Origin of the sequence: Bradyrhizobium nivariense (assembly GCF_029846695.2) — a bacterium.
In the GTDB taxonomy this organism is placed as follows: Bacteria; Pseudomonadota; Alphaproteobacteria; order Rhizobiales; family Xanthobacteraceae; genus Bradyrhizobium.
Window position 1 is genome coordinate 1 of record NZ_JARWCR020000047.1, and the last position, 23278, is coordinate 23278.

Sequence of the window (23278 nt, forward strand, 5' to 3'; positions counted from 1 at the left end):
CAGGCTGTCCGTAATCTCTTCAGCCGAACCCGCCGCCACCTCTGCGAACCACCGCGACGGCGCCAAAAACAACACGACAATCTCCGCGCACGACTAACCTAGCGCAGATGAGGGTTGGGGTGAGGGGAGTCTCCGCAAGGACGGTGAGAGTTGGACTCGTGGAAGCTCCCTCACCCGAATTCGAGCAGAGCTCGAATTCGACCTCTCCCCGCGCGCGGGGAAGAGGTGAAGAATCACGCCTTGCTCAAACCCGCCGCCTTCATCGCTTCGCCCATCTGGGCGTCGCCCTTGTCCATGAAGCTGCCGAACTGGCCGGCATCGCCCCACACGGTGCCGAAGCCGCGGTTGCTCATGAAGTCCTTGAACTCGGCGGAGTCATAGACCTTCTTCAGCGCCGCGGTGAGCTTCGTTGCGAGCTCCGGCGGCAGGTTCTTCGGCGCGCCGATGCCGCGCCAGGCGCCGGTCGCGTAGGCGATGCCCATCGCCTCCTTCAGCGTCGGCACGTCCTTGAAGATCGGATTGCGCGCCGGCGCCATGATGGCAAGGCTCCTGGCCTTGCCGGCCTCGATGATGGCGCGGGCTTCCGGTACCGAGCAGGTGGTGAGGTCGAGGCCGCCGGCGGCGAGGTCCTGCATCGCGGGCGCGGCGCCGTTCGACGGCACCCAGGCGACCTGGTTGGCGGGCAGGCCCATCGCCTGCATCCAGCCGACCAGCGCGAGATGCCAGATGCCGCCTTGGCCGGTGCCGGAGGCCTTGAACTTGCCCGGAGGCGCGGCCTTGATGGCGTCGGCGAGGTCCTTCACCGTCTTGTAAGGCGAGGAAGAGGAAACCTGGATGCCCGGCGGGTCCTCGTTCATCAGCGCGAGCGGGGTGTAGCTCTTCGGCGCCAGCTCGGTCAGGCCCTGCCAGTGCATCATCGAGATTTCGACGGTGAGCATGCCGATGGTGTAGCCGTCGGGTTGCGCGGTCGCGATCGCGGTATGGCCGACGACGCCGGAGCCGCCGGTGCGATTGACCACGTTGAAGGGCTGGCCGAGATCCTTCTCCAGGAGCGCTGCGACAATGCGCGCAGTCGCGTCGGTGCCGCCGCCCGCGCCCCACGGCACGATCACGGTGACCGGCCGCGCCGGATAGGCTTGCGCAAGTGCGGGTGTGAGACCGAATGCGGCGGATGCCGCAACCGCAGCAGAAGAAACCGCAAAAGTGCGGCGCGAAATCTTGGACATCAATGCCTCCCAGCGGCGCCCGTGACACCGGGCGCTCTTGTCAATGGCGACATTCTAGTCGGCTTTGCAGCGCCGCTGCAAGGTAGCGCTACCAGCGCGCTGTGAGCAACGCGGCGCCACTCAAACCATGATCACTGCGGCTCCTCCGCGTCGCCCTTCGGCCGCGCGCCGCCGAAGATGCGGGTGCCTTCCGCGGTGAGATAAGGCTTCAGCGTTTCCCACGGCACGAATGCGACATATTCGCCCTCGGCGTAGGGCCCGACTGCATAGGGCGGGTAGTGGAAAGTGAGGCCGGAACTCTTGCCCGCGTCGGTTGAAGGCGCGAGCGTCACCGCGCCGATCTTGAGCAGGCTCGGCTCCACGCTCTTGAACCATTCGTCGGTCGCGGTCGCGCTGGCGTCGCGCTTCTTCTTCTCGACCTTGAGCGATGCGATCACCGCCTTCACCATCGCCTTCATGGTCGCCCCGTTGTCGGCGGTCTCAGCGAAGAACGGGCGGATCGAGATGCGCTTGTTCTCGGCCTTGTCCCACAGGATCGTGTTCACGTCCGAGTTGGGATGGGCACCATGGGTGTCCATGTAGTCGTTGCGGAGAATGCTGACATAGCGCTCGGCGACGACGGAGCGGATGTCGTATTTGCGCACAAAGTCCCAGCCGCCATCCTTGAAGAATTGCGGGTCCTCTTTGCGCGAGGCGGCGGCCTCGGACGCGTTCTTGTCGAGCCATTTCTTGCCTTCAGCCAGGCAGTCGGCCGCCAGCGCCGTGTCGACCTTGATCTTGTCGTCGAGGAATACGCGGGCCTCGATGCTCTTGTTCTTCACGACCGTGTCGGGTTTGGGGTCGGCGGCGAGAGACGGCGAGACCAGGGCGATCGCTGCAACGGCCGATAGCGTGGCGATGGTGCGCAAGAGCAAGCCTGCGTACGCATTTGCTCGATATGTCACTTGAGTATCCATAAAAGCGCCGAGCGGCGGCCGAACTACTCCGCCGCCTCGCTATGTCCGAGCCGCGCATTCAGCTTGCGGATCAGCTCTTCCGCCGCATCCGCGATCACCGTGCCCGGCGGGAAGATCGCTTCGGCGCCGGCCGCATAGAGCGCGTCGTAGTCCTGCGGCGGCACCACGCCGCCGATGATGATCATGATGTCGTCGCGGCCCTGCTTCTTCAGCGCGGCCTTCAGTTCCGGCACGGCGGTGAGGTGGGCGGCAGCGAGCGAGGAGACGCCGAGGATGTGGACGTCGTTCTCGACCGCCTGTCGCGCGGCTTCGTCGGCGGTCGCAAACAGCGGTCCGATGTCAACGTCGAAGCCGATATCGGCGAAAGCGGACGCAATCACCTTCTGGCCGCGGTCGTGACCGTCCTGGCCGATTTTTGCGACCAGGATGCGCGGGCGGCGGCCTTCCGCCTCCTCGAAGGCGTCGATCAGCGCCTGAACCTTCTCGACCCGGTTACCCATGCTGGACGCCTCCCGCTTGTAGACGCCGGTGATGGACTTGATCTCGGCACGGTGCCGGCCGAACACCTTTTCCATTGCGTCCGAGATTTCGCCGACAGTCGCCTTCGCCCGCGCAGCGTCGATGGCGAGCGCCAAGAGATTGCCGTTGCCTTCGCCGGCCGAGCGCGTCAGCGCGGCGAGCGCGGCGTCGACATCGGTCTGGTTGCGCTCGGATTTCAGCCGCGTCAGCTTGTCGATCTGGAGCCGGCGGACATTGGTGTTGTCGACCTTGAGGATGTCGATCGGTGCCTCATCCGTCGGCTTGTACTTGTTGACGCCGATCACCGCCTGCTTGCCGGCATCGATCCGGGCCTGGGTCTTGGCCGAAGCTTCCTCGATGCGCAGTTTCGGCACGCCGGCCTCGATCGCTTTCGCCATGCCGCCGAGCTCCTCGACCTCCTGGATGTGGCCCCAGGCCTTCGCAGCGAGGTCGCGCGTGAGACGCTCGACATAATACGAGCCGCCCCAGGGGTCGATGATGCGGGTGGTGCCGCTCTCCTGTTGCAGGAAGAGCTGGGTGTTGCGGGCGATGCGGGCCGAGAAATCGGTCGGAAGTGCGAGCGCCTCGTCGAGCGCGTTGGTGTGCAGAGATTGGGTGTGGCCCTGCGTCGCCGCCATCGCCTCCACGGTGGTGCGCATCACGTTGTTGAAGACGTCCTGCGCGGTCAGCGACCAGCCGGATGTCTGGCAATGCGTGCGAAGCGACAGCGAGCGCGGATCCCTGGGATTGAACGGCTTCAGCAGCTTCGCCCAGAGCAGCCGCGCGGCGCGCATCTTGGCCACTTCCATGAAGAAGTTCATTCCGGTCGCCCAGAAGAACGACAGGCGCGGCGCGAAGCGGTCGACGTCGAGACCTGCGGCAAGGCCGGCGCGAAGATATTCGACGCCGTCGGCCAGCGTATAGGCGAGCTCGAGGTCCTGCGTCGCGCCGGCCTCCTGCATGTGATAGCCGGAGATCGAGATCGAATTGTATTTCGGCATTTTTTGCGAGGTGTACGCAAAAATGTCCGAGATGATCCGCATCGAGGGTGCAGGCGGATAGATATAGGTGTTGCGCACCATGAACTCTTTCAGAATGTCGTTCTGAATAGTCCCTGAGAGCTTTTCCGGCGCTACGCCCTGTTCGCCCGCGGCGGCAACGTAGAGCGCGAGGATCGGCAGCACCGCGCCGTTCATGGTCATGGACACGCTCATCTGGTCGAGCGGAATCCCCGCAAACAGCGTGCGCATGTCGTAGATGGAATCGATGGCAACGCCGGCCATGCCGACGTCGCCGCCGACGCGCGGATGATCGCTGTCATAGCCGCGATGGGTGGCGAGATCGAAGGCGACCGAAAGACCCTTCTGGCCCGCCGCGAGGTTGCGGCGGTAGAACGCGTTGGAATCCTCCGCCGTGGAGAAGCCAGCATATTGCCTGACGGTCCAGGGCTGGTTGACATACATGGTCGGGTAGGGGCCGCGCAGGTACGGGGCGATGCCCGGATAGGTCTGGAGGAAATCGAGGCCGGCCAGATCCGCCTCGCCATAGGTGGGCTTCACCAGGATGCCCTCGGGCGTCAGCCACGGCTCGGCGCTGCCGGCGGGTGCGGCGGTGGCGATGCGCTCGAAGGCGATGTCTGCAAAATTGGGAATGCGGCTCATGGCTTCAACCATATCATGGGCGCTCAATCATGGTCCGGATGCTGATGGCTGACGATGGTCGCCATCTTCTCCGGCCCATAATTCTGTTGCGTGGTCTGGCTCGGCAGATTGGCGATACCGACGACCCAGCCGAGCCGGGATTCGGTTCCATATTGCCGTGTCGGTACCACGTGATCCGGGCGGTCGAAGGTGCCGGTCATGATCTCGATGCGCGGGCCGTCGATGCGGTGGAAGCTGAGCGGCGTGCCGCAGGCAGCGCAGAAATCGCGCATTGCGATCGACGAGGACTGGAACGCCGACGGCGTGCCCTTGGTCCAGGCAAAGTCGGTTTTCTCGATGTCGGCATAGGAGGCGAACGGCGCGCCCGTCGCCTTCTGGCACATCCGGCAATGACAAATGCTGATCTTGGCGGGTGCCGCCGAGACCGCAAATCGCACGGCGCCGCATTGGCACCCGCCGGTGAGCACTGGTTTGACTGTTTCCGTCATGCCTGCTCCATCCGTCGATAGGCGTCTTGCAGCGTGGCAAGCGCATCGCCGCCGGCGAAGACGAAGCCCGTGACGCCGGCAGCCCGCAATGCCGCCTCGGCTTCAGCGGGGCGGCCTGCCAGATAGATATGTCTGCTGCCTGCGGTTTGCAGGGCCTTCGCCGCGGCTTCGCCGTGTTCCGCATAGACCTTGTCGCCGGAACAAAGGCAGGCAAGCTCTGCGCCGGAAGCCTTGAACGCGGCGGCCAGCTTGGCTGGATCGGCAAAGCCCTCGCTGTCGATGGCCTCGATGCCGCCGGCCTCGAAGAAGCCCTTGGCAAAGGTCGCGCGCGCGGTGAAATCGGCGGGCGTGCCGAGATTGGCCAGAAACACTTTGGGCCGTGCGCCGCGCGCCTTCAGCGCCGCATCGGATTTGTCGCGCAGCATCTCGAATGGCTGCGCCAACCGGATCGGCGGCAGCGCGTCGAATTCGTATTTTTGTTCGCCGTAAGGCGCCAGTGCGACCGGCGTCGCCGGCAGCACGGCCACGTCGCTCTCGTGCAGGTTCGGAAATTCGCTGGCGCCCGTCAGCACGTCGCGGCGCTTTGCGATATTGGCGTCGCGCGCCTTTCGCGCGGCCGCGACCTTGCTCTGGAACAGGCCCTGCTGAAGCGCGGCGAAGGCGCCACCGGCTTTCTCGCTCTCCTGGAACAGCGCCCAGGCGGCGTCGCAGAGCTGCGCCGTCAGCGTCTCGATGCCGCCTGCGCCGGCCGCGGGATCGCTGACCTTGGCGAGGTTGCTTTCTTCCAGCAGCACGGCTTGCGTGTTGCGCGCAACGCGCCGCGCGAACGGATCGGGCAGACCCAGCGCCAGAGTGTGCGGGAGCACGGTGATCGCGTTGGCGCCGGCAAGTCCGGCCGCAAACGTCGCCATGGTCGCGCGCAGCATGTTCACATAGGGATCGCGCTGCGTCAGCATGCGCCAGGCGGTATCGGCGGCGATGAACAGCGGTTTTGGCGTGAGCCCGCATGCCGTCTCGATCCGTGCCCACAGCAGCCGGAGCGCGCGGAATTTTGCCATGGTCAAAAACTGGTCTGCATCTGCGGCAAGCCGTGCATAGACCATGCCCTGCGCCTGCTCCAGCGGAACGCCGGCGCTTTCGATCGCGCGCAAATAGGCGACGCCGCAGGCGAGCACGAAGGCGAGCTCCTGCACCTCGGAGCCACCGGCATCGTGGATCACGCGCCCGTCGGCGGACGTAAACGGCCCCTTGAAGCCGAGCGCGGCGAGGCCCTTGATGCCGCCGGTGACGGCCGGAACGATCTCGTCCCAGGTATAGGGGCTGTGGCCCCACACCGCGCCGGCCGCGAGCGGATCGAGCCCGAAGCGGATGTCGCAGGCGGCGGGATCGAGACCCCCGCTCTTCACATATTCCGCGACATGGATCGCCGCCATCCGTGATTGCGGACCGATCTGAAGCTCGAGGCCGATGCCGGCGTCGAGGTGGATGTCCTTCAAGACTCGTGCGACCGCATCGGCCGTTGGTTCCAGACCAAAACCGTGGCTGCCATTGCCGCCGGCGAACACCAGCGCAAGCCCCGTCGCGCCATTTTCGAGATCGGTCAGCGCCTGCGCGTTCGCGGCCGCCGCATCGGGGTGGTCGATCCGCTGCATGATCTGCCAGGGCGCCGCCGCCGGCCGCCCCACCACGGGCGCAATGCCCTTAGCGCGCGGATAGAGCGGATCGATCTTGATTCCGTCATAGGTTTTGCCGACCAGCTTCTCGAACGGCGCGCCCTTCAGCACGCCATCGACCAGCTTGCGCCAGTCTTCGACGGTCGCCTTGGGAAAATCCGCCGCCAGCGGCAGGTCGTCAGTCGCGGAGGTCATGCGGCGAGGGGCTCCCGAAATCTTGTTGTTCGCAGGCGAAATTGCCACGGCGGGCCGTCCCTGCAAACGGTTGTTTTTGGTTAACCGGTATCCGGAAGCCGCTCAATGCCTTGCGTCGAGACGCTGGCCAGCCCGTCACGGACACGAATGCCTGCGATCACGCGGTCAGGCGCGATCTCGGCCAGCGGCACCAGCACGAAGGCACGCTCGAACAGGCGCGGATGCGGCAGGGTCAGGTCGGGCTTGTGCATCGACACATCGTCATAGGCGATCATGTCGAGATCGAGCGTGCGTGGCCCCCAGCGCCGCTCCTTGTCGCGCGTGCGGCCGAATTTCTGCTCGATCTTCTGCATCACGAACAGCAGCGCATGCGGATCGAGGCTGGTCTCGATCTCGATGCAGGCGTTGATGAAGGGCGCCTGGTCCTCGTCGCCCCAGGGCGGCGTCGTATAGTCGGCGGAGCGCGCGATCAACGCGGCCTGCGCCATGCCGCAGATATGGGCGATCGCCTTTTGGAACGTCGCGCGGACATCGCCGACATTGCCGCCGAATGCAATGAGGACGCTCGCCATGTCAGGGGTGCCGCGCGCGCGTCAGCATGATGCCGACGTCGTCGAAGATCGCGGCAATCGGCGCATGCGGCTTGTGCACGGTGATCTTGACGGCGCGGATGCGCGGAAAGTGCGACAGGATGGCGTCGGCCACCGCGCCGGCCGCTCGCTCCAGCAGCTTGTAATTGGTGTTCTTGAACGCCGCGGTCGTGGTCGCCACGACCTCGGCGTAGGACACGGTGTCGGCGAGCCGATCGCTGCGCGAAGGCTCCGACAGGTCGGTGTAGAGCTCGAGGTCGATGACGAAGCGCTGGCCGACTTCTGTTTCGTGATCCATCACGCCGTGGCGGGCATGGATCGACAGGCCGGTCACGAAGATCGTATCGGTCATTGCTTGCTCTCGATTGCGTGCGCCACTCGCAGGGCCTGCAAGGTCTCGGCGACGTCATGGGTCCGGATGATTTTCGCGCCGCGCTGTGCGGCGATCAGATGCGCGGCGATCGAGCCGGCGAGCCGCTCTTTCGGCTCCGACGGCGACACCGAAGCGATGAAGCGCTTGCGCGAGGCGCCGACCAGGACCGGCAGGCCGAACATGTCGAATTCACGCAGCCGCGCCAGCGCAATCATGCTCTGCTCGGCGGTCTTGCCGAAGCCGATGCCGGGATCGAGCACGATCTTGTCGCGGGCGATGCCGGCTTGTGCCGCGATCTCCAGCGAGCGCTGAAAGAACGCCTTCATGTCCGCGATGATGTCGATGGCGGGATCGACGCTGTCGCGGTTGTGCATGACGATGACGGGGACGCCCTTAGCGGCCACCAGCGACGCCATGCCGGCGTCGCGTTGCAGGCCCCAGACGTCGTTGGCGATCGCCGCGCCCTGGGCGAGCGCGAAGGCCACCACTTCCGCTTTCATGCTGTCGATCGAGACGGGCACGCCGAGCGACACGACGCCTGATAGCACCGGCTCGAGCCGTACCAGCTCGTCTTCCGCCGTGACCGGCCGGGCGCCCTTGTAAGGCCGGGTGGACTCGGCACCGATATCGATGATGTCGACCCCGGCCTCGATCATCGCCCGCGCCCGCGCGATTGCCTGCTCGGGCGCGATGAATTCGCCGCCGTCGGAGAAGGAATCCGGGGTTACGTTGAGCACGCCCATCACCGCCGGGATCGGCCGCTGCAGCAGCGTCCGCAGCACGTCAGGCCCGACTGAACCGGCCGCCGGGACGGATGGGGAGGGCGAGGCATTCATGCGCGTGGCTTTGCGCGGTCAGGGAGGGGGAGTCAAGACCAACACCCTCGCTGTCATTGCCCGCGAAGGCGGGCAATCCAGTATTCCGAGGCATTGCGATGATACGGAGGAGCCGCGGCGTACTGGATACCCCGCCTTCGCGGGGTATGACACCGAGAGCTAACGCCGCGGGTCGTATGCCGAGAGAGGACGACCTAATACGAAATCTTCGGCGGCAGCTTCTTCGCCTTGGCGATGATGTCGCCGACCGACTTCTCCGAGGGCAGGATGCGGAGGAGCTTTTTCTTCTCGTTGGCATCCCGCATGCTCTGGGCGAGCCTTGCCGGATTCCGATAGGAGAGCTCGCGCACGGTGGTGACGCCGGCGGCGCGGACCAGGCCGACCTTGGCCCGGCCCATGCCGGGGATGCGCATGTAGTCGGAGACGTTTGCCCATTCCAGCAGCGACTGCTCGCTGATGCCGGTCTTGGCGGAGAGCGCCTTGCGGCCCTTCACGGTCGAGGCCGCCTCGAGCAGCGCATCGGTGGTGCGGATACCTTGCGCCTTCAACTTGTTGGCGGCAAAGGTCGACAGGCCCTCAATCTCGGAGATCGGATATGTCATGATGCTCGATATGAAATGCGCAGGCTTCAGGCGAACTGGCTGAGGCCCGGGGTCCCCGCGATGATCTTGCCCATCTGATCCGCTCCGATTTTGTCTCGGCCGAAGCGAAAAAGTTCACGGGCGACGTTCTGAATCTCGGACATGCCAAGTCCCAGGCCCATCAGGCGCGTGCCGAGCGCCATCAGGCCGCCGCCCATCAGCCGCGACAGTCCGCCGCCGCTGCTGGACGCCTCGATAGCGGCCTCCGCACCGGGGATATGATCGATCAGGGTTTGGACACTGTCGGAAGGACCCTCGTTACGGAGGAAGCCCAGGATAATGCCGACGGTCTTTTCAGCGACAGCACTATCTATGCTGGCGTTTGTCGCCAGCCGTCCGATCAGCTCGTCCATATGGCCTGCCCCTCAGCCGGTTCACATGCCGGAGTATTGCTTTCGAAAATGATCTTGAGCCGGTGTGATGTGAAATACAAGCGATGAACGCGACCAAGTTCCGATTCACTCTCGAACGCGCGACAAGTGTTGCAGCGATGCAAGAGCGGAGATGGAATCGGCGAAAAAATGCCGCGGTGCGAATGCGTATTTCCTACTTTCGGCGGATGCCGCCCGCATGTTTCCGACAATGTCGCATGCTTGGAGCGCGTTGAATGGTTTTAATCGGCGCGCGACATGCGTTAAACTAAGGAACTGGCGCATTTGAGTTTCGATACGCGAAACACGGCAGAGAGATCAGAGAGAATAATGACCGCACAGGACAGCAAGCTCGGCGACACCGACGATAAGATCTTCGTCGGCAAGGGAGACGAGCAGGCATGGCTGACGCTGGCGCTCGCCAATCGCCACGGCCTCGTCACGGGTGCAACCGGAACCGGTAAGACGGTGTCGCTGCAAGTCATGGCGGAAGGATTTGCGCGCGCCGGTGTTCCGGTCTTCGCGGCCGATATCAAGGGCGACCTCTCCGGCATCTCCGAGGTTGGCGAGGCCAAGGACTTCATCGTCAAGCGCGCCACCGAGATGGGCCTGACGTTCCAGCCCGACCAGTTCTCGACGGTGTTCTGGGACGTGTTCGGCGAGCAGGGCCACCCGGTACGGGCGACCGTCACGGAAATGGGGCCGCTGCTGCTCGCACGCATGCTCGACCTGAACGACGTGCAGGAAGGCGTGCTCAACGTCGCCTTCCGCGTCGCCGACGACAACGGGCTGACGCTGATCGACATGAAGGATCTGCGCGCGCTGCTCGATGCCATCGTGCCGGATGCCGGCAAGAAGGGGGCGGATGCCGAGGAAAGCCCGCTTGCCGACATCAAGAAGGAGGCGCAAGGCTTCGGCAATGTCACCAAGGCGACCGTCGGCACCATCCAGCGCCAGCTCCTGGTGCTGGAGAACCAGGGCGGCACCAAATTCTTCGGCGAGCCGGCGCTGACGCTGAAGGACTTCATGAAGACCGACCGCGACGGCCGCGGCATGGTCAACATCCTCGTCGCCGACAAGCTGCTTCAGAGCCCACGGCTTTACGCGACATTCCTGCTGTGGATGCTGTCAGAACTGTTCGAGGAGCTGCCCGAGGCCGGCGACCTGCCCAAGCCGAAGCTGGTGTTCTTCTTCGACGAGGCGCATCTGCTGTTCAACGACGCGCCCAAGGCACTGATGGACAAGATCGAGCAGGTGGTGCGCCTGATCCGCTCGAAGGGCGTCGGAGTCTATTTCGTGACGCAAAACCCCGTCGACGTGCCCGACCGCGTGCTCGGGCAATTGGGCAACCGGGTGCAGCACGCGCTGCGCGCCTTCACTCCGCGTGACCAGAAGGCGGTCGCCGCCGCAGCCCAGACCTTCAGGCCCAACCCGAAGCTCGACACCGCCAAGGTGATCATGGAGCTCGGCAAGGGCGAGGCGCTGGTGTCCTTTCTCGAAGGCAACGGCACGCCGGCAATGGTCGAGCGGGTGATGATCCGGCCGCCATCGGCCCGGATCGGACCGATCACGCCGGAAGAACGCAAGGCGATCATGGATGCAAGCCCGGTGAAGGGCAAATATGACACCGCCGTTGATGCAGAGTCCGCCTACGAGATGATCCAGAAGCGCATTGCCGGCACGGCTGCGACTGTCGATCCCGGCGCGGCTGGCGGAATTGGAGGCGGTGGAATCCTCGGCCAGATCGGCTCGATCGTCGGCACCATCTTCGGCACCAATGTCAAGCGCGGCCGCCTGTCGACGGGCCAGGTCATCGCGCGCGACGTGACCCGATCGATGACCAACCAGGTGATCGGGGGGATGGCGGCCAATATCGGCAAGTCGGTCGCCGGCCAGCTCGGTGGCTCGATCGGCCGCACGTTGGTCCGCGGCGCGCTCGGCGGCTTGCTGCGGCGGTAGGCAGAAAGCCCTGTTTGAGGCAATTGGTCCGCAAACCCGCCGCTTGTGCGCGACGGGTACAAATTCGGGTGAACAGGACTCTCCAAGCGCCCGTCGGTCTGCTAGGTGCTATGGCCCCTGACTGGACCAAACCGTGACCTCATCTGAATCTATCGCCAAATCCAGCGCATTCCGAACCCTGTCGCTGCGTGCGCCGCTCGACCTGCTCTTCCTGCTCTGCTGCTTCATTCTAACCGCCGACGTCATCGGTCCCGAGATCTTCGGGCACGGCAAGACCAAGGATTACGGGCTGTGGTACTGGGCCGGGCAGCAGGTCTTGCAGGGTGGGCCGCTGTATCCCGGCGACATCCGTGAGTACTTCGAGTTCATCTACCCACCGCTGCCGGCGATCCTGCTGGCGATTCCGAGCTGGTTCGGCAAGATCGCGCTCTACACCGTGCTGTCGATCCTGAATGTTTTGGCGTGGTGGTACACGGGGATGTTGTCCAATGCCATGACCGGTTCGGGCCGCTGGCCCGGCCCCTGGCTGGAGGCACTGCCCGCTCTCGTCACCGTGACCTTCGTGTTCGACATGTTCGACCTCGGTCAGCCGAACCTCGTCCTGCTGGCGATGATGCTCTACGGCTTCTGGAGCTTGCAGCATCAACGCTCCTGGCTCGCGGGCTTCATGTTCGGACTCGCGACTGCCATCAAGGTGTTTCCGATCGCGGTGCTGCCCTATCTGGTCTGGCGGCGGAAATGGGGGGCCGTCGTCGCTACGGTCGTTTTCACCGGCATGCTTCTCTATGTCGTGCCGGCGCCGATCCGCGGCTTCGAGCGCAACGCCGCCGAGCTGAAGACCTGGTATCAGGGCATGGTCGGGTCGAGCTCGGAAAAGGGCTTTGGCCAGCGCGACGAGCAGAACTGGTCGTGGGTCAACCAGTCCCTCATCGCCGTCACCCATCGGCTCGTCCGCCCGATCAACTACAATCAGGAGGATCCCAACAAGCCGCCGCGCAGGATGAATGTCATCGACGTCGACTACAGGACGGCGAACTGGATCGTGCTGGCGCTGTCGGCGTTGCTGGGACTCGGCTTCGTCGCGGTCATGCCACGGCAAGCGCGGCGAACGGCGCGCTCGGATGCGGAGGAGCTCGGCATCCTGTTTTGCCTGATGACGGTGGCATCGCCCCTGGCGCGGCAATACTATTTCATGTGGCTGTTTTTCCCGATGACGGTGCTGATGCATCGCGCCGCCTTCGACGAGCGAGCGAACGTACGACTGGGAACCTGGCTCGCCCTTGGCGCCGCCGGCGTCCTCATGCTGCTGGCGCTGCCGTGGTTTCCCAATATCTTCCAGGCCTGGGGCAATAACCTCGTCGCCACGGCGATCCTCGCAGCTAGTCTCGCATGGCACATCCGGCATCCGCCGGTAGCGGCTGGTCCCAAGGCCGCGGCAGCGCTAAAAGCCAAAACCTCTTGAGAAGACTTCTTGAAAAGACATCTTGAGCCCCGACGTCTTGGGACTCGAACGCAGGAAATACGACCATGGCCAATGCGCAGCTTCAATCCGTGCTCGACCACATCGACAAGGATTTTGACAACAGCCTGGAGCGTCTGTTCTCGCTGTTGCGGATCAAGTCGATCTCCGCCGATCCGGCCTTCGCGGCCGATTGCAAGGCGGCGGCCGAGCATCTTGCCAAGGACATCGCGAGCCTCGGCGTTGCGACGGAAGTGAGGCCGACCGCCGGCCATCCCGCCGTCGTCGGCAAGAGTGTCGCGGGCGGACGGCCGCATGTGCTGTTCTACGGTCACTACGACGTGCAGCCGGTCGATCCGCTCGATCTCTGGCACCGTCCGCCGTTCGAGCCTGTTGTCACCGACCATGCCGACGGCCGCAAGATCATCGTCGCGCGCGGCGCCGAAGACGATAAGGGCCAGGTCATGACCTTCGTCGAGGCCTGCCGCGCCTGGAAGAAGGTGACGGGCTCGCTGCCGGTCGACGTCACTTTCCTGATCGAAGGCGAGGAGGAGGTCGGCTCGAAGAACTTCGTGCCGTTCATCGAGGCCAACAAGCAGGAGTTCAAAGCGGACTACGTGCTGGTCTGCGACACCGGCATGTGGGACCGCGACACGCCGGCCATCACGACCTCGCTGCGGGGCCTGCTCTACGAAGAACTGAAGATCACCGCCGCTAATCGCGACCTGCATTCCGGCGTGTTCGGCGGCAGCGCGATGAACCCGATCCGGGTGCTGACGAAGATTCTGGGCGGGCTGTTCGACGATGACAACCGCATCACCATTCCCGGCTTCTATGACGGCGTGAAGGATACGCCGCCGGACATTCTCGCGCAGTGGAAGAAGCTCGACTTCACGCCGGACACGTTCCTCAAGCCCATCGGGCTCTCACTCCCGGCCGGCGAGAAGGGCCGGCTCCTGGTCGAGCAGGCTTCCACGCGTCCGACCTGCGACGTCAACGGCATCTGGGGCGGCTATATCGGCGAGGGCTCCAAGACGGTGATCCCGTCGCACGCCTCGGCAAAGGTCTCCTTCCGCTTGGTCGAAGGGCAGGACCCCCAAAAGATACGCAAGGCTTTCCGCGAGTATGTGTCGGCGCGGATTCCGGGAGACTGCAAAGTCGAATTCGGCGATCATTCCGCCGGGCCCGCCATCGCGCTCGACTGGAACATGAAGCCGCTCGCCGCCGCCAAGACTGCGCTGACGGAGGAATGGGGCAAGGAGACCGTGCTGATGGGCTCGGGTGCGTCAATCCCGATCGTCGCCGACTTCAAGCGCGCGCTCGGGCTCGACTCGCTGCTCGTCGGCTTCGGCCTCGACGACGACAACATCCACTCGCCGAACGAGAAGTACGATCTCCGCAGCTTCCAGAAAGGCATCCGCTCCTGGGCCCGCATCCTCGCCGCGCTGGCGGAGGTGAAGTGATTGAGTAGGGTGGGTTAGCCCTGCGGCTGTGCGAAGCGCAGTCGCTGGGCGTAACCCACCAACTTCGCCCTGCGATCGAGCACGCATGGTGGGTTACGCTTCGCTAGGCCGTGAACCTATAAACTCGCCAGGCGGACGGCATGCCAGAGTCCGCTGTGCCCCGATAGCCGACGTATTGTTGCATAGCAGCGAAACGACGCGATGGGCCAACCGGACTCATGCACCGTAGCAAAGGGAAGCCTATTCGATGATCACCTCGTCGGCGCGGGCGAGCTGCGTCGGTGGCATGTCGACGCCGAGCGCCTTGGCCGTCTTGATGAATAGCTCGATTTTTCGTGGTTTGCTGCACCGGCAGGTCAGCCGGCTGATCGCCCTTGAGAATCCGACCCGTATAGACACCACCCAGACGGAAAGAATCGCTAATGCTGCTTGCCCGGCTGTTCAATAGCGACATCCAGGCTCGCCGCTAGAGGTAGGCTTTGGTCGCATTCACGATCATTTCCTGCTGTCTTTCACAAAGCGGACAAAGAGCGCGAACCCTGAACTGTGCCCATCAATCCGGGCATTTGCGAAATCGACAAACGCTATCAACCTCGCGACTCCGACTGGACTGGCGCTCCAATAGGGAATTGCTCCTTCTCCATCGTCAGTTAAGTCGGGGAACACGCGACGATCGATAGCGGGATTTCCGCAACTGGTGTCGATAAGAGTGGCAAGTTCTCGAGCGTTCGGGAGCCGCCAGCCGTCGCCGAGCGCTGCCGCGCTGACCTTTGCTTCGGATATACTCATCGCTTGCGGTTGCCCCTGACAACCTCCATGGCTCCACTGAGCACCGACGGTGCAGCGCTGCCAAGTCAATCCAGTCTGCCGGTCCACCGCATAGGCGCTTTCAACTTTGAAGCGTCCCTTCACGCAAGCCGCGTTCGCTGTGCTCGCCAGAACAAGGAAGGACAATTGGCCCACTATCCAAATCGCGCGCGTAGCGGCGACTGCTCTCTCTCCGGCACAACGCAATTTCAAGCGTGCTCCCGTTTCGACAAACCCTTCCATGAAAGCTGCCCTTTGTCTCAGTAGCGCCGAGGGGTAGGTAGAGGACGCAAGGCGGCGCGAGGATGGCAAGCCTTGTCCATTCGCGGTATGTTGCCCAGTCCTCACAACATTAGCGGCACAGCCGCGCTGTGCGGGATCTGTAGCTCTTCTATAGGCTCATCTATCGACCGACCCCAAGCTATCCCACGCAAAATCACGCAAGAGATCGCATGATGGCCGCCCCTACCATGGCCAGAGTCGCATTGCGGTGTTCGCCATCGACTGAACTGCCGGTCAGATAGACCGAGACAAACACCGGCGGCTGGTCGGGAGAAGGCCACAGGACAGCGACATCATTTGTTGTGCCCCTTTCTCCGGCGCCAGTCTTATCGCCGATCCGCCAATTTCGCGGCAACCCGGCTCGAAGCCTCTTATCGCCCGTTTTATTGCCGACGAGCCACCCAGTCAGGCGGTCCTTCGAAACCGGGGTCAATGCACTCCCCGCAACGAGCGTACGAATATTGGACAACATAGCGGCAGGCGAGGTCGTATCGCGCAGATCTCCCGGTATGGATTCGTTCAGATCGGGCTCAATGCGATCCAAGCGGGTAACGGTGTCGCCCAGAGACCGGGCATAAGCCGTCAAGCCATCCGGTCCATCAAGGGTCGACAGCAACAAATTTCCGGCGGTATCGTCGCTGAAGGTCATGGCCGCCTGGCATATCTCCGCGAGGGTCATGCCATCTCCGCCGGCGCGGTTCTTGGTCACGGGAGAGTCCACCACGACCTCGGTCGATTCGAACTTTATGCGGCGGTCCAGTTGATCATTGCCCTTGTCAACGCGGGTCAAGACCGCAGCGACTGCCAAAAGCTTGAACGTACTGCACATCGGGAACCGCTCTTCAGAGCGGTATCCCCCCTGCCTGGTGTTCTGTGTGTCAACGATGGCGACGCCAAGCCTGCCACCGCGCTCCTTCTCGAGCTTCTCCAGATTGCCAGCCAGTTCGTCCGACCATGCCCCACTTCGTTGCGCGAAGACCTTTGTCCCGTCCAAGAGCCATCCGCCAGCAGTCGCCAAGGCAGCATTGGTAAATAGCCGGCGGTTGAGCATCTTATTCTCCTTCAATTTGGGAGACTTTCTCTGTCCATAACCCTCAGTATTGACAAGCGATCAAAAGTCAGGTGAGCCATTAGTTATATTTGGGTCTTGACGATATGTTCGGTTCACATCTCCCGTTTGGCGCCTTGCACGCTTTTGAAGCTTCTGCGCGCCATCTGAGCTTTACGCGCGCCGGCCTGGAGCTTCGCGTCACGCAGGCGGCCGTCAGCCATCAGGTGAAATCCCTGGAAGAAATCCTGGGGGTTAAATTATTTCGGCGTTTGCCGCGCGGACTGGCGCTCACCGACGAAGGCCTCGCATTGGTACCAGTTCTGACCGAAACCTTCGGCCGAATTCGCGCCACGCTCGACCAATTCGCGAATGGCCAGTTCCGCGAAGTCGTGACCGTGGGGGTCGTAGGGACGTTCGCCACCAGGTGGCTGCTGCCAAGACTGCCCTCGTTCTACAACGCGCATCCGAAGGTCGACTTGCGCGTCCTTACGAACAACAACCGCGTCGACATAGCGGGAGAAGGCCTCGATTTCGCCGTTCGCTTTGGCGACGGCACATGGCAGGCTACCTTCGCGATCGAACTGATGTCCGCGCCTCAATCTCCGCTCTGCGCGCCCGAGATTGCAACGCGGTTGCTGCAGCCCGAAGATCTTTACCGGGAGGTGCTCCTGCGATCGTATCGAATCGACGAATGGGAACGCTGGTTCGCGGCCATCGGAAGGGACTGTCCGCGAGCGCGAGGCATCGTCTTCGATTCCTCCGTCAGCATTGCTGAAGCGGCCGCGTACGGCGCTGGAGTCGCGCTGCTGCCGCTTCCGATGTTCACGCGCGAACTCGACAAGGGTACCCTCGTTCGACCTTTCGAATACGAAATCGTGCTGGGCAGCTATTGGCTCACGAGGTTGAAGTCGAGACGTCCAACGTCGGCAATGCTTGCGTTCCAAGAATGGTTGATGGCCAACGTCGCTTGTCAAGATACACGGGCGGCGATGCCAACTACCGCATTATGACTGGTTGGGATTACGAGGTGCATCTAACGCAAGCGGGAGATGGCCCATGGCGGGTGCCGGAAGCCAACAATCCGTTTGGCGTTTTCATTCGTACGCCCAACGTTGAAGTCATTGCGGCAAGGGTGGACGACTTGATTATTCGTCCCGGTGGAGTGCTGCATCATCGAGAGTGGGGCCTCTATGAGGTTGGCATATTAGGGCCTGACGGAATGCTCGTCCGCATCGGCTGGCCTTTCGGCTGATGAAGACTAATTAAGCCCGCCGAAGCCTGCTTAGGGTCATTCGCGACAGGTTCGAGCCTGGCAGTAAGTCCGACTATGTGTTGTTGCGCCGAAAGCGGAAGTAAGTTCAGTGCGTTAGCGAAATAGCGGCGGGCCATTGCCGGTTGAAAGCGTCGGTCAGGACGTGATTCAAGCTCCGAAACCGGAGCCTCGAATCATGCGCTACGAACTCAGTGACTATGAATGGACCGCCATCAAACCGATGCTGCCGAACAAATCTCGCGGCGTTCCGCGCGTAAACGACCGGCGCGTGCTCAACGGTATCTTTTGGGTCTTACGCTCAGGCGCTCCGTGGCGCGATCTGCCGGAAACCTACGGTCCTCGTACCACTTGCTATAATTGCTTCGTTCGTTGGCGGCGAGCTGGCGTCTGGGACCCGGATCATGGATGCAATGGCCACCGGTCACGACGCGGCCGTGCAGATGATCGATACCTCCGTCGTGCGCGTGCACCAGCACGGAGCCTGCATCGCGGACAACAATCAGCAAGATATGGGTCGCTCGCGTGGTGGCCTGACCAGCAAGATTCACGCGGTAGTGGACACCAACGGCCTGCCGGTCCATCTCGCGCTCACGCCCGGTGAAGCGCATGACAATCGGCTGTGTTCGGTTCTGCTTAGCGCGTTGCTCCCACAAACAATGTTGCTCGCGGATCGTGGATACGACGCAAACTGGATCAGGGAGCTTGCCCGACAGCAAGGAGCTTGGGCTAACATTCCGCCGAAACGAAATCGGAAAGACCCAATCTGCTTTAGTCCCTATCTGTATCGCGCGCGCAACCTGATCGAACGGTTCTTCAACAAGATCAAGCAATGTCGTCGTGTCGCAACCCGGTACGACAAACTCGCGGCCAACTATCTGGCGTTTATCAAACTCGCATCAATCCGAATTTGGTTGCGTGCTAACGAGTCCACGCCCTAACCCACCCCACGAAGCGCCCCAAATAAAAACGCCGCCCGGAATTGGGCGGCGTTTCATTCCAAAAGGCGTAGAGGTTAGTTGACCGCTACCCTACACCAAATCCGGAAAATCTCAAGACCGGTAGCCCGGCAGCTCGCGGTCGAGCTTGCGCAGCAGCGGCGGCCACACCAGGTTGGTGGCGCGCAGCTCGGCACGGTCGCGGTTGGCGAGCAGCTCGGTGTTCTTGTCGATCGCGACGTCGTCGACCGGATAGACCGGCGTGCCCAGCGCGCGCGTGCGCACCTGCATCGAGCAGGCCCGCTCGAGGTGATACATGCGCTCGAAGGCCGAGGCGACCGAGCGGCCGACCGTCATCGTGCCGTGGTTGCGCAGCAACATGTGGTTATGGTCGCCGAGGTCCTTCTGAAGGCGCGGCCGCTCGTCGTGGTCGAGCGCGATGCCTTCATAGTCGTGATAGGCGAGGTCGTGGGTGACGAGTTGCGCGGTCTGGTTCAGCGGCAGCAGGCCTTCGGCGCTGCTCGACACCGCGGTGCCGTCGAGGGTGTGGAGGTGCAGCACGCAGATCGCGTCCTCGCGCACCTCGTGGATCGCCGAATGGATGGTGAAGCCGGCCGGGTTGATGCTGTACTCGCTCTCGGAGAGCTGGTTGCCGTGCAGATCGACCTTGACGAGGCTCGACGCCGTAATCTCGTCGAACATCAGCCCGTAGGGGTTGATGAGGAAATGATGGTCGGGGCCGGGCACGCGCGCGGAGATGTGGGTGTCGACCAGGTCGTCCCAGCCGTAGAGCGAGACGAGCCGATAGCAGGCGGCGAGATTGACCCGCTGCTGCCACTCAGCCTCCGTCATGTTCGACGGCACTTCCTTCAGGCGCGCTTCCGCTGGCGACATGGTTGATCTCTCCGAACATCGTTGTTGCGGGGAGGGAGCGTAGTCTCGGTGATGGCCGGCGGCAAGGCGCTGAAAGCGCGGCAGTCAAGCGTTGTCCGCATGGAGAAAATTATTACGGCGCCGGGATCGAGAGCAGGCTGGAAATGCTGCTGCCGCGGATGTCGTAGACGCGGGCGAACACCACGTCGTCGCGCTTGATCTCGACCAGCACGGGCGCGGTGAGGCCCTTGCAGTAGAATTCACCGAGCGTCATGGCGAAATCGGCGGCATTGGAATCCCAGCCGATGGTGAAGTCGGGACCGAGCGCGACCTGGGCGGGGCGCTGCGGACCGCACACGGCGACCTTCCATTTGCGGTTGCGCGGCGGCACTTCCTGGCGTTCGACGAGCTGCTCGCGCAATTCGTCCGAGGCCTGCTTCAGCGCCAGGCCCCAATAATCCAGCATGAAGCGGTCGTCGGCGCCGCGCACGGTGCCGGCGATGTGGTTGAAGTGGGTGTATTGATAGGGATGCAGCCGGATCATCTCGGCGAGCGAGAGCGCCAGGCCAAAACAGAAGGTGGCGAGCACGACCGGCTGCCAGGTGCGGTGATTGGCGCGCAGGCGCTCCATCGCCCGGGCAAAGGCAACGCCGCCGAGCACCGCCATCGGCGGGATCACGAAGACGAAGTGGCGGATGCCGTTGTAGAGTGCCGGCCGCTTCACCATCGCGATCGCGAGCGGCAGCGTCGCGGCGAGCGTGAGCATCAGCAAGATGGTCTTGCGCCGGGCCGGAACCTCGCGGCGCGGCAGCATGGCGAAGGTGCCAATCACGGCGCCGAACGTCAGCACCAGCATCACCTCGGACAATTGAAGCGCGAACAGCGTCGGCAGATAGGACCAGGGCATGTCGGGCACGGACACGATCGCGCCGTCGAACATCTCCTTCCAGGGCTTCTCGAAGAAGTGCGAGAAGTAGGTCAGCGCCTCGAAGGGATTGCCGGGTTCCATGATCGACCACGGCCAGATCAGCCCCATCACGAGGTAGCCGAGCACGAGACCGGGCAGCAGCAGATAGACGACATGAGCGAAGCGGCGGATCGATTCGCGCAGGCCCTCGCTGCGCAGCTCCTCCAGGAACAGCGGCATGAAGCCGATCACGGCGTAGACCAGCGCAAGGCCGCCGAGGATGCGGGTGCCGAGCGAGAAGCCGGCGCCAAGGCCGACGATGAGGATCGTGCGCGGCGAAGGCTGCGGATATTCCTCGGCGAGGCGGACGAGGCCCAGCATCAGGATGATCATGGCCACCGCGAAGGGCGCATCCTTCGGGTTCATGAACATGTGGCCGTAGAAGATCGGGCAGAGCGCGAGCAGCAGCAGCGAGGCAAGTCCCGCAAGGGGTCCACCGATACGGCGACCGAGCCGCCACGTCACCGCAAGTCCGATCACGCCGACGACGGCGCCGACCAGACGGCGCGTCTCGAACAGCTCGAGCGGAATCACCTTGTGCAGGAGGGCCGCGACCATGTCGAAGCCGCCGCCATACATATAGAGGTTGGCGAAGGAGAGTGCCGCGGTGTCCTTGAAACCGGAATCGAACATGCGCAGCAACAGGTCGGCATATTCAGCGTGGGTGTAGTCGTCCCAGCCGAGCCCGTAGTCGCGGAAGGTCAAGCCTGCAATGACCGCGACCGCAGCCAGCACCAGCATGGCGAGATCGTCGCAAGTCCGTTCAACCGAGCGCCGCAGAGGCGTGTCGATCGCCGAAGTCGTGATGGATGTCATGGCTATTGGTGACCCGGAATCCCCTCTTGGCCCTGCCGGCGCGCGCGGGCCTGTTCCCCGGAATCCCTATAGCGCAGTTCCATTACCAAGTAATTGGGCATTATGGCTAAATTCCTGATGCGACGCAGCAAATCCTGCCAGCTTGGGAGTAGCCTAGAAGTAACGAGCCGTAGCTGAAGGGAATGTGAATAAGTCCCTGATTTCCTTCCCTTTAGGAACGCAGGCTGCAATTCGACGTTGGCGTGTAACACGGTATGACGGTATCGTGGCGTGACGGGTGTCGCGTATGGCTGCGCGGCCGGGGGTGAGTTCGATGACGTTGGCATTGTTGATCGCTGGGATTTTCGCCGTTCTGGCGGGCCTCCTTGCGATCCTGTTTGGCTTCACCGTCAGGGAGTTCAGTCTCGGCAGCACCCTCATAATCTCCGGCACGATCGGCGTCTGCTCCGGAATGTTACTGGCCGGCCTCTACGTCGTGGTCGGGGAACTCAAGGGCATCGCGCGCCGGCTGGCTGGTTCGGCCGCGCCGTCCGAGGTTCGGGTCAGGCCCGTGCTGCCGGGCCTCGGGATGCCGGGAACGCCCGAGCCGGCGGGCGCAGCGAGGATCGAGCCGACGTCGCCACCGCCGGCCGCGGGCCCGCCGCCGTGGCAGAACGAAGCGGCCGCGCGCGAGCGTCCGCGCCTCGAGCCGGAGCCGGAAGTTCCGACCCCGCCTGAGGCTGCGGAACCGCCGCGCCGGCGCAACCTGATGTTCGCCTCGACCTCCCGCAAGGAGCGCGAGCGCGCGGAGGCGAAGACCGGGGAGGGCTTGCCGCCGCCGCATGCGGAGCCGTCGGCGGCGCCTGACGTACCGGACATTCCGCCTGCGAGCTTTGATGACGCCTGGCCGAAGCCGGACCGTATGAGGCCTCCGGAGCCGCCGGCCGCCTCGCGGCGCCCGCCGCCGCGCTCGCCGTCGACCTTCTCGGAGGCTGCTCCGCCGCCTGCACCCGAGCCGGCGCCAGCGGCCGAGCAGGCGCCCGTGACCGTGCTCAAATCCGGCATCGTCGACGGCATGGCCTATTCGCTCTATTCCGACGGCTCGATCGAAGCGCAGATGCCGGAGGGCATGATGCGCTTTGCCTCGATCGACGAGCTCCGCGCCCATCTCGACCAGCGGTCCTGAGACCGCCGCGTTCAAGTCCCGGCGCAGGCAAGTATAGCGCAGCCGTTCTTGTCGCTTGGTCAGTAAATCAACCCAAACTCGTCAGTCGTCCCATTTCAGTCGAACGTATTGTTGACACGGAATACTTCGTCGTCGTCAATCCCGTGAGACGCAAGATAGAGAAAGGTCGGGCCGATGTCGGATGCCGGGGCTAAGAATTTCATTGAGCTGACGGCGAGCATCGTGTCGGCCTATCTCAGCAACAATCCGACGCCCGCGGCTGAGATTCCGAACCTGATCAGCCAGGTGCATGGCGCCCTGGTGCGCGTTTCGTCAGGTCGCACCGAGACGGCGCCGCTCGAGCCGGCGAAGCCGGCGGTCTCGCTGAAGAAGTCGATCGCGCCGGATTATCTGGTCTGTCTGGAAGACGGCAAGCGCTTCAAGTCGCTGAAGCGCCATCTGCGCACCCAGTACAACATGACGCCGGAGCAATATCGCGAGAAATGGGGCCTGCCGGCCGACTATCCCATGGTCGCGCCGAACTATGCGGTGGCGCGCTCGCAGCTGGCGAAGCAGATGGGACTGGGGCAGCAGCAGCGGAAGCGGAAGTAGAGCCGCTGCTACATCAGTGCACTCGGCCCTCATCCTGAGGAGCCCGCAAAGCGGGCGTCTCGAAGGATGGTCGCGGGCGAGAGCGGGGCTTTCATGGTTCGAGACGCG

The 23278-nt window shown here is 63.5% G+C and carries 22 protein-coding genes; 8 read left to right on the top strand and 14 right to left on the bottom strand.

The annotated features are described in order from the left end of the window. Positions 1 to 233: 233 nt before the first annotated feature. The 10 genes from QCM77_RS30060 to QCM77_RS30105 all read right to left on the bottom strand — a co-directional run bounded on the left by QCM77_RS30060 (position 234) and on the right by QCM77_RS30105 (position 9511). Positions 234 to 1226, bottom strand: a complete 993-nt coding sequence (locus tag QCM77_RS30060) for a tripartite tricarboxylate transporter substrate binding protein (RefSeq protein ID WP_279686015.1) — start codon at positions 1224 to 1226, stop codon at positions 234 to 236. A 131-nt stretch (positions 1227 to 1357) separates the two neighbouring features. After that, positions 1358 to 2134, bottom strand: a complete 777-nt coding sequence (locus tag QCM77_RS30065; RefSeq protein ID WP_462804357.1) for an RsiV family protein — start codon at positions 2132 to 2134, stop codon at positions 1358 to 1360. Positions 2135 to 2205: 71 nt separating this feature from the next. Continuing rightward, a complete protein-coding gene (gene scpA, locus QCM77_RS30070) occupies positions 2206 to 4362 on the bottom strand; it encodes a methylmalonyl-CoA mutase (RefSeq protein ID WP_279686016.1) in 2157 nt (718 codons plus the stop codon). Positions 4363 to 4385: 23 nt separating this feature from the next. Next, positions 4386 to 4850, bottom strand: coding sequence for a GFA family protein (locus QCM77_RS30075; RefSeq protein ID WP_279665045.1), 465 nt, complete (start codon positions 4848 to 4850; stop codon positions 4386 to 4388). Next, entirely contained in the window at positions 4847 to 6718 is a 1872-nt protein-coding gene (locus QCM77_RS30080; protein WP_279686017.1) for a methylmalonyl-CoA mutase family protein, read from the bottom strand. Before QCM77_RS30080 ends, QCM77_RS30075 begins: the two co-directional genes overlap by 4 nt. A gap of 80 nt (positions 6719 to 6798) precedes the next feature. Further along, positions 6799 to 7290 carry a 2-amino-4-hydroxy-6-hydroxymethyldihydropteridine diphosphokinase gene (gene folK, locus QCM77_RS30085; RefSeq protein ID WP_279665048.1) on the bottom strand — a complete coding sequence of 164 codons (492 nt, stop codon included), beginning with the start codon at positions 7288 to 7290 and terminating at the stop codon, positions 6799 to 6801. A gap of 1 nt (position 7291) precedes the next feature. Further along, a complete protein-coding gene (gene folB, locus QCM77_RS30090; protein ID WP_279665049.1) occupies positions 7292 to 7660 on the bottom strand; it encodes a dihydroneopterin aldolase in 369 nt (122 codons plus the stop codon). After that, the gene (folP, locus tag QCM77_RS30095; protein ID WP_279665050.1) at positions 7657 to 8517 is read right to left on the bottom strand and encodes a dihydropteroate synthase; all 861 of its coding nucleotides are present in this window, start codon (positions 8515 to 8517) and stop codon (positions 7657 to 7659) included. The genes folB and folP overlap by 4 nt, the downstream gene beginning before the upstream one ends. Before the next feature lie 194 nt (positions 8518 to 8711). Beyond that, positions 8712 to 9119 carry a DUF4332 domain-containing protein gene (locus QCM77_RS30100; protein WP_279665051.1) on the bottom strand — a complete coding sequence of 136 codons (408 nt, stop codon included), beginning with the start codon at positions 9117 to 9119 and terminating at the stop codon, positions 8712 to 8714. Positions 9120 to 9145: 26 nt separating this feature from the next. Further along, positions 9146 to 9511, bottom strand: a complete 366-nt coding sequence (locus QCM77_RS30105) for a DUF2267 domain-containing protein (protein WP_279686018.1) — start codon at positions 9509 to 9511, stop codon at positions 9146 to 9148. Positions 9512 to 9859: 348 nt separating this feature from the next. On the opposite strand from QCM77_RS30105, the gene QCM77_RS30110 reads away from it, so the two are divergent. From QCM77_RS30110 to QCM77_RS30125, 4 genes are all read left to right on the top strand, one after another. Further along, complete coding sequence (locus QCM77_RS30110) at positions 9860 to 11488, top strand: helicase HerA-like domain-containing protein (protein WP_279686019.1); 1629 nt, start codon at positions 9860 to 9862, stop codon at positions 11486 to 11488. Positions 11489 to 11621: 133 nt separating this feature from the next. Then, on the top strand, positions 11622 to 12950 hold the full coding sequence (locus QCM77_RS30115) for a glycosyltransferase family 87 protein (RefSeq protein WP_279686020.1): 1329 nt from the start codon (positions 11622 to 11624) through the stop codon (positions 12948 to 12950). Positions 12951 to 13015: 65 nt separating this feature from the next. Beyond that, the gene (locus tag QCM77_RS30120; RefSeq protein WP_279686021.1) at positions 13016 to 14410 is read left to right on the top strand and encodes a M20/M25/M40 family metallo-hydrolase; all 1395 of its coding nucleotides are present in this window, start codon (positions 13016 to 13018) and stop codon (positions 14408 to 14410) included. 247 nt (positions 14411 to 14657) lie between these two features. Further along, on the top strand, positions 14658 to 14858 hold the full coding sequence (locus tag QCM77_RS30125; RefSeq protein ID WP_279686022.1) for a hypothetical protein: 201 nt from the start codon (positions 14658 to 14660) through the stop codon (positions 14856 to 14858). A gap of 47 nt (positions 14859 to 14905) precedes the next feature. Here QCM77_RS30125 and QCM77_RS30130 read toward each other — a convergent pair whose 3' ends face one another. Then, entirely contained in the window at positions 14906 to 15460 is a 555-nt protein-coding gene (locus QCM77_RS30130) for an Lcl C-terminal domain-containing protein (protein ID WP_279686023.1), read from the bottom strand. Positions 15461 to 15653: 193 nt separating this feature from the next. Beyond that, positions 15654 to 16550: a class A beta-lactamase gene (bla, locus tag QCM77_RS30135; RefSeq protein WP_279686024.1), complete on the bottom strand. Its 897-nt coding sequence runs from the start codon at positions 16548 to 16550 to the stop codon at positions 15654 to 15656. Between the two features lie 104 nt (positions 16551 to 16654). On the opposite strand from bla, the gene QCM77_RS30140 reads away from it, so the two are divergent. Then, positions 16655 to 17560 (top strand): LysR family transcriptional regulator, encoded by a 906-nt coding sequence (locus tag QCM77_RS30140; protein WP_279686025.1) that lies wholly within the window; start codon positions 16655 to 16657, stop codon positions 17558 to 17560. 438 nt (positions 17561 to 17998) lie between these two features. Continuing rightward, positions 17999 to 18761 (top strand): IS5 family transposase gene (locus QCM77_RS30145; RefSeq protein ID WP_279668774.1). Its coding sequence is split into 2 segments (ribosomal slippage): positions 17999 to 18214 and positions 18216 to 18761, totalling 762 coding nucleotides; the frame shifts between segments, so codons are not numbered across the junction. Between the two features lie 111 nt (positions 18762 to 18872). Here the strand turns inward: QCM77_RS30145 and QCM77_RS30150 are convergent. Both QCM77_RS30150 and QCM77_RS30155 read right to left on the bottom strand, forming a co-directional pair. Continuing rightward, a complete protein-coding gene (locus QCM77_RS30150) occupies positions 18873 to 19652 on the bottom strand; it encodes a class II aldolase/adducin family protein (RefSeq protein ID WP_007593534.1) in 780 nt (259 codons plus the stop codon). A gap of 112 nt (positions 19653 to 19764) precedes the next feature. After that, entirely contained in the window at positions 19765 to 21414 is a 1650-nt protein-coding gene (locus tag QCM77_RS30155; protein ID WP_279686028.1) for an ArnT family glycosyltransferase, read from the bottom strand. Positions 21415 to 21727: 313 nt separating this feature from the next. Here QCM77_RS30155 and QCM77_RS30160 point away from each other — a divergent pair, with 313 nt between their 5' ends. Further along, entirely contained in the window at positions 21728 to 22579 is an 852-nt protein-coding gene (locus QCM77_RS30160) for a DUF308 domain-containing protein (protein ID WP_279686029.1), read from the top strand. Positions 22580 to 22753: 174 nt separating this feature from the next. Continuing rightward, positions 22754 to 23170, top strand: a complete 417-nt coding sequence (locus QCM77_RS30165) for a Ros/MucR family transcriptional regulator (protein WP_036005917.1) — start codon at positions 22754 to 22756, stop codon at positions 23168 to 23170. Positions 23171 to 23278: the final 108 nt, after the last annotated feature.

Bases quoted from the DNA above. Each gene is read 5' to 3' on its own strand.
- QCM77_RS30060 (WP_279686015.1), bottom strand. From the start codon at position 1,226: ATGTCCAAGATTTCGCGCCGCACTTTTGCGGTTTCTTCTGCTGCGGTT.
- scpA (WP_279686016.1), bottom strand. From the start codon at position 4,362: ATGAGCCGCATTCCCAATTTTGCAGACATCGCCTTCGAGCGCATCGCC.
- QCM77_RS30075 (WP_279665045.1), bottom strand. From the start codon at position 4,850: ATGACGGAAACAGTCAAACCAGTGCTCACCGGCGGGTGCCAATGCGGC.
- QCM77_RS30080 (WP_279686017.1), bottom strand. From the start codon at position 6,718: ATGACCTCCGCGACTGACGACCTGCCGCTGGCGGCGGATTTTCCCAAG.
- folK (WP_279665048.1), bottom strand. From the start codon at position 7,290: ATGGCGAGCGTCCTCATTGCATTCGGCGGCAATGTCGGCGATGTCCGC.
- folB (WP_279665049.1), bottom strand. From the start codon at position 7,660: ATGACCGATACGATCTTCGTGACCGGCCTGTCGATCCATGCCCGCCAC.
- folP (WP_279665050.1), bottom strand. From the start codon at position 8,517: ATGAATGCCTCGCCCTCCCCATCCGTCCCGGCGGCCGGTTCAGTCGGG.
- QCM77_RS30100 (WP_279665051.1), bottom strand. From the start codon at position 9,119: ATGACATATCCGATCTCCGAGATTGAGGGCCTGTCGACCTTTGCCGCC.
- QCM77_RS30105 (WP_279686018.1), bottom strand. From the start codon at position 9,511: ATGGACGAGCTGATCGGACGGCTGGCGACAAACGCCAGCATAGATAGT.
- QCM77_RS30110 (WP_279686019.1), top strand. From the start codon at position 9,860: ATGACCGCACAGGACAGCAAGCTCGGCGACACCGACGATAAGATCTTC.
- QCM77_RS30120 (WP_279686021.1), top strand. From the start codon at position 13,016: ATGGCCAATGCGCAGCTTCAATCCGTGCTCGACCACATCGACAAGGAT.
- QCM77_RS30125 (WP_279686022.1), top strand. From the start codon at position 14,658: ATGATCACCTCGTCGGCGCGGGCGAGCTGCGTCGGTGGCATGTCGACG.
- QCM77_RS30130 (WP_279686023.1), bottom strand. From the start codon at position 15,460: ATGGAAGGGTTTGTCGAAACGGGAGCACGCTTGAAATTGCGTTGTGCC.
- bla (WP_279686024.1), bottom strand. From the start codon at position 16,550: ATGCTCAACCGCCGGCTATTTACCAATGCTGCCTTGGCGACTGCTGGC.
- QCM77_RS30140 (WP_279686025.1), top strand. From the start codon at position 16,655: ATGTTCGGTTCACATCTCCCGTTTGGCGCCTTGCACGCTTTTGAAGCT.
- QCM77_RS30150 (WP_007593534.1), bottom strand. From the start codon at position 19,652: ATGTCGCCAGCGGAAGCGCGCCTGAAGGAAGTGCCGTCGAACATGACG.
- QCM77_RS30155 (WP_279686028.1), bottom strand. From the start codon at position 21,414: ATGACATCCATCACGACTTCGGCGATCGACACGCCTCTGCGGCGCTCG.
- QCM77_RS30160 (WP_279686029.1), top strand. From the start codon at position 21,728: ATGACGTTGGCATTGTTGATCGCTGGGATTTTCGCCGTTCTGGCGGGC.
- QCM77_RS30165 (WP_036005917.1), top strand. From the start codon at position 22,754: ATGTCGGATGCCGGGGCTAAGAATTTCATTGAGCTGACGGCGAGCATC.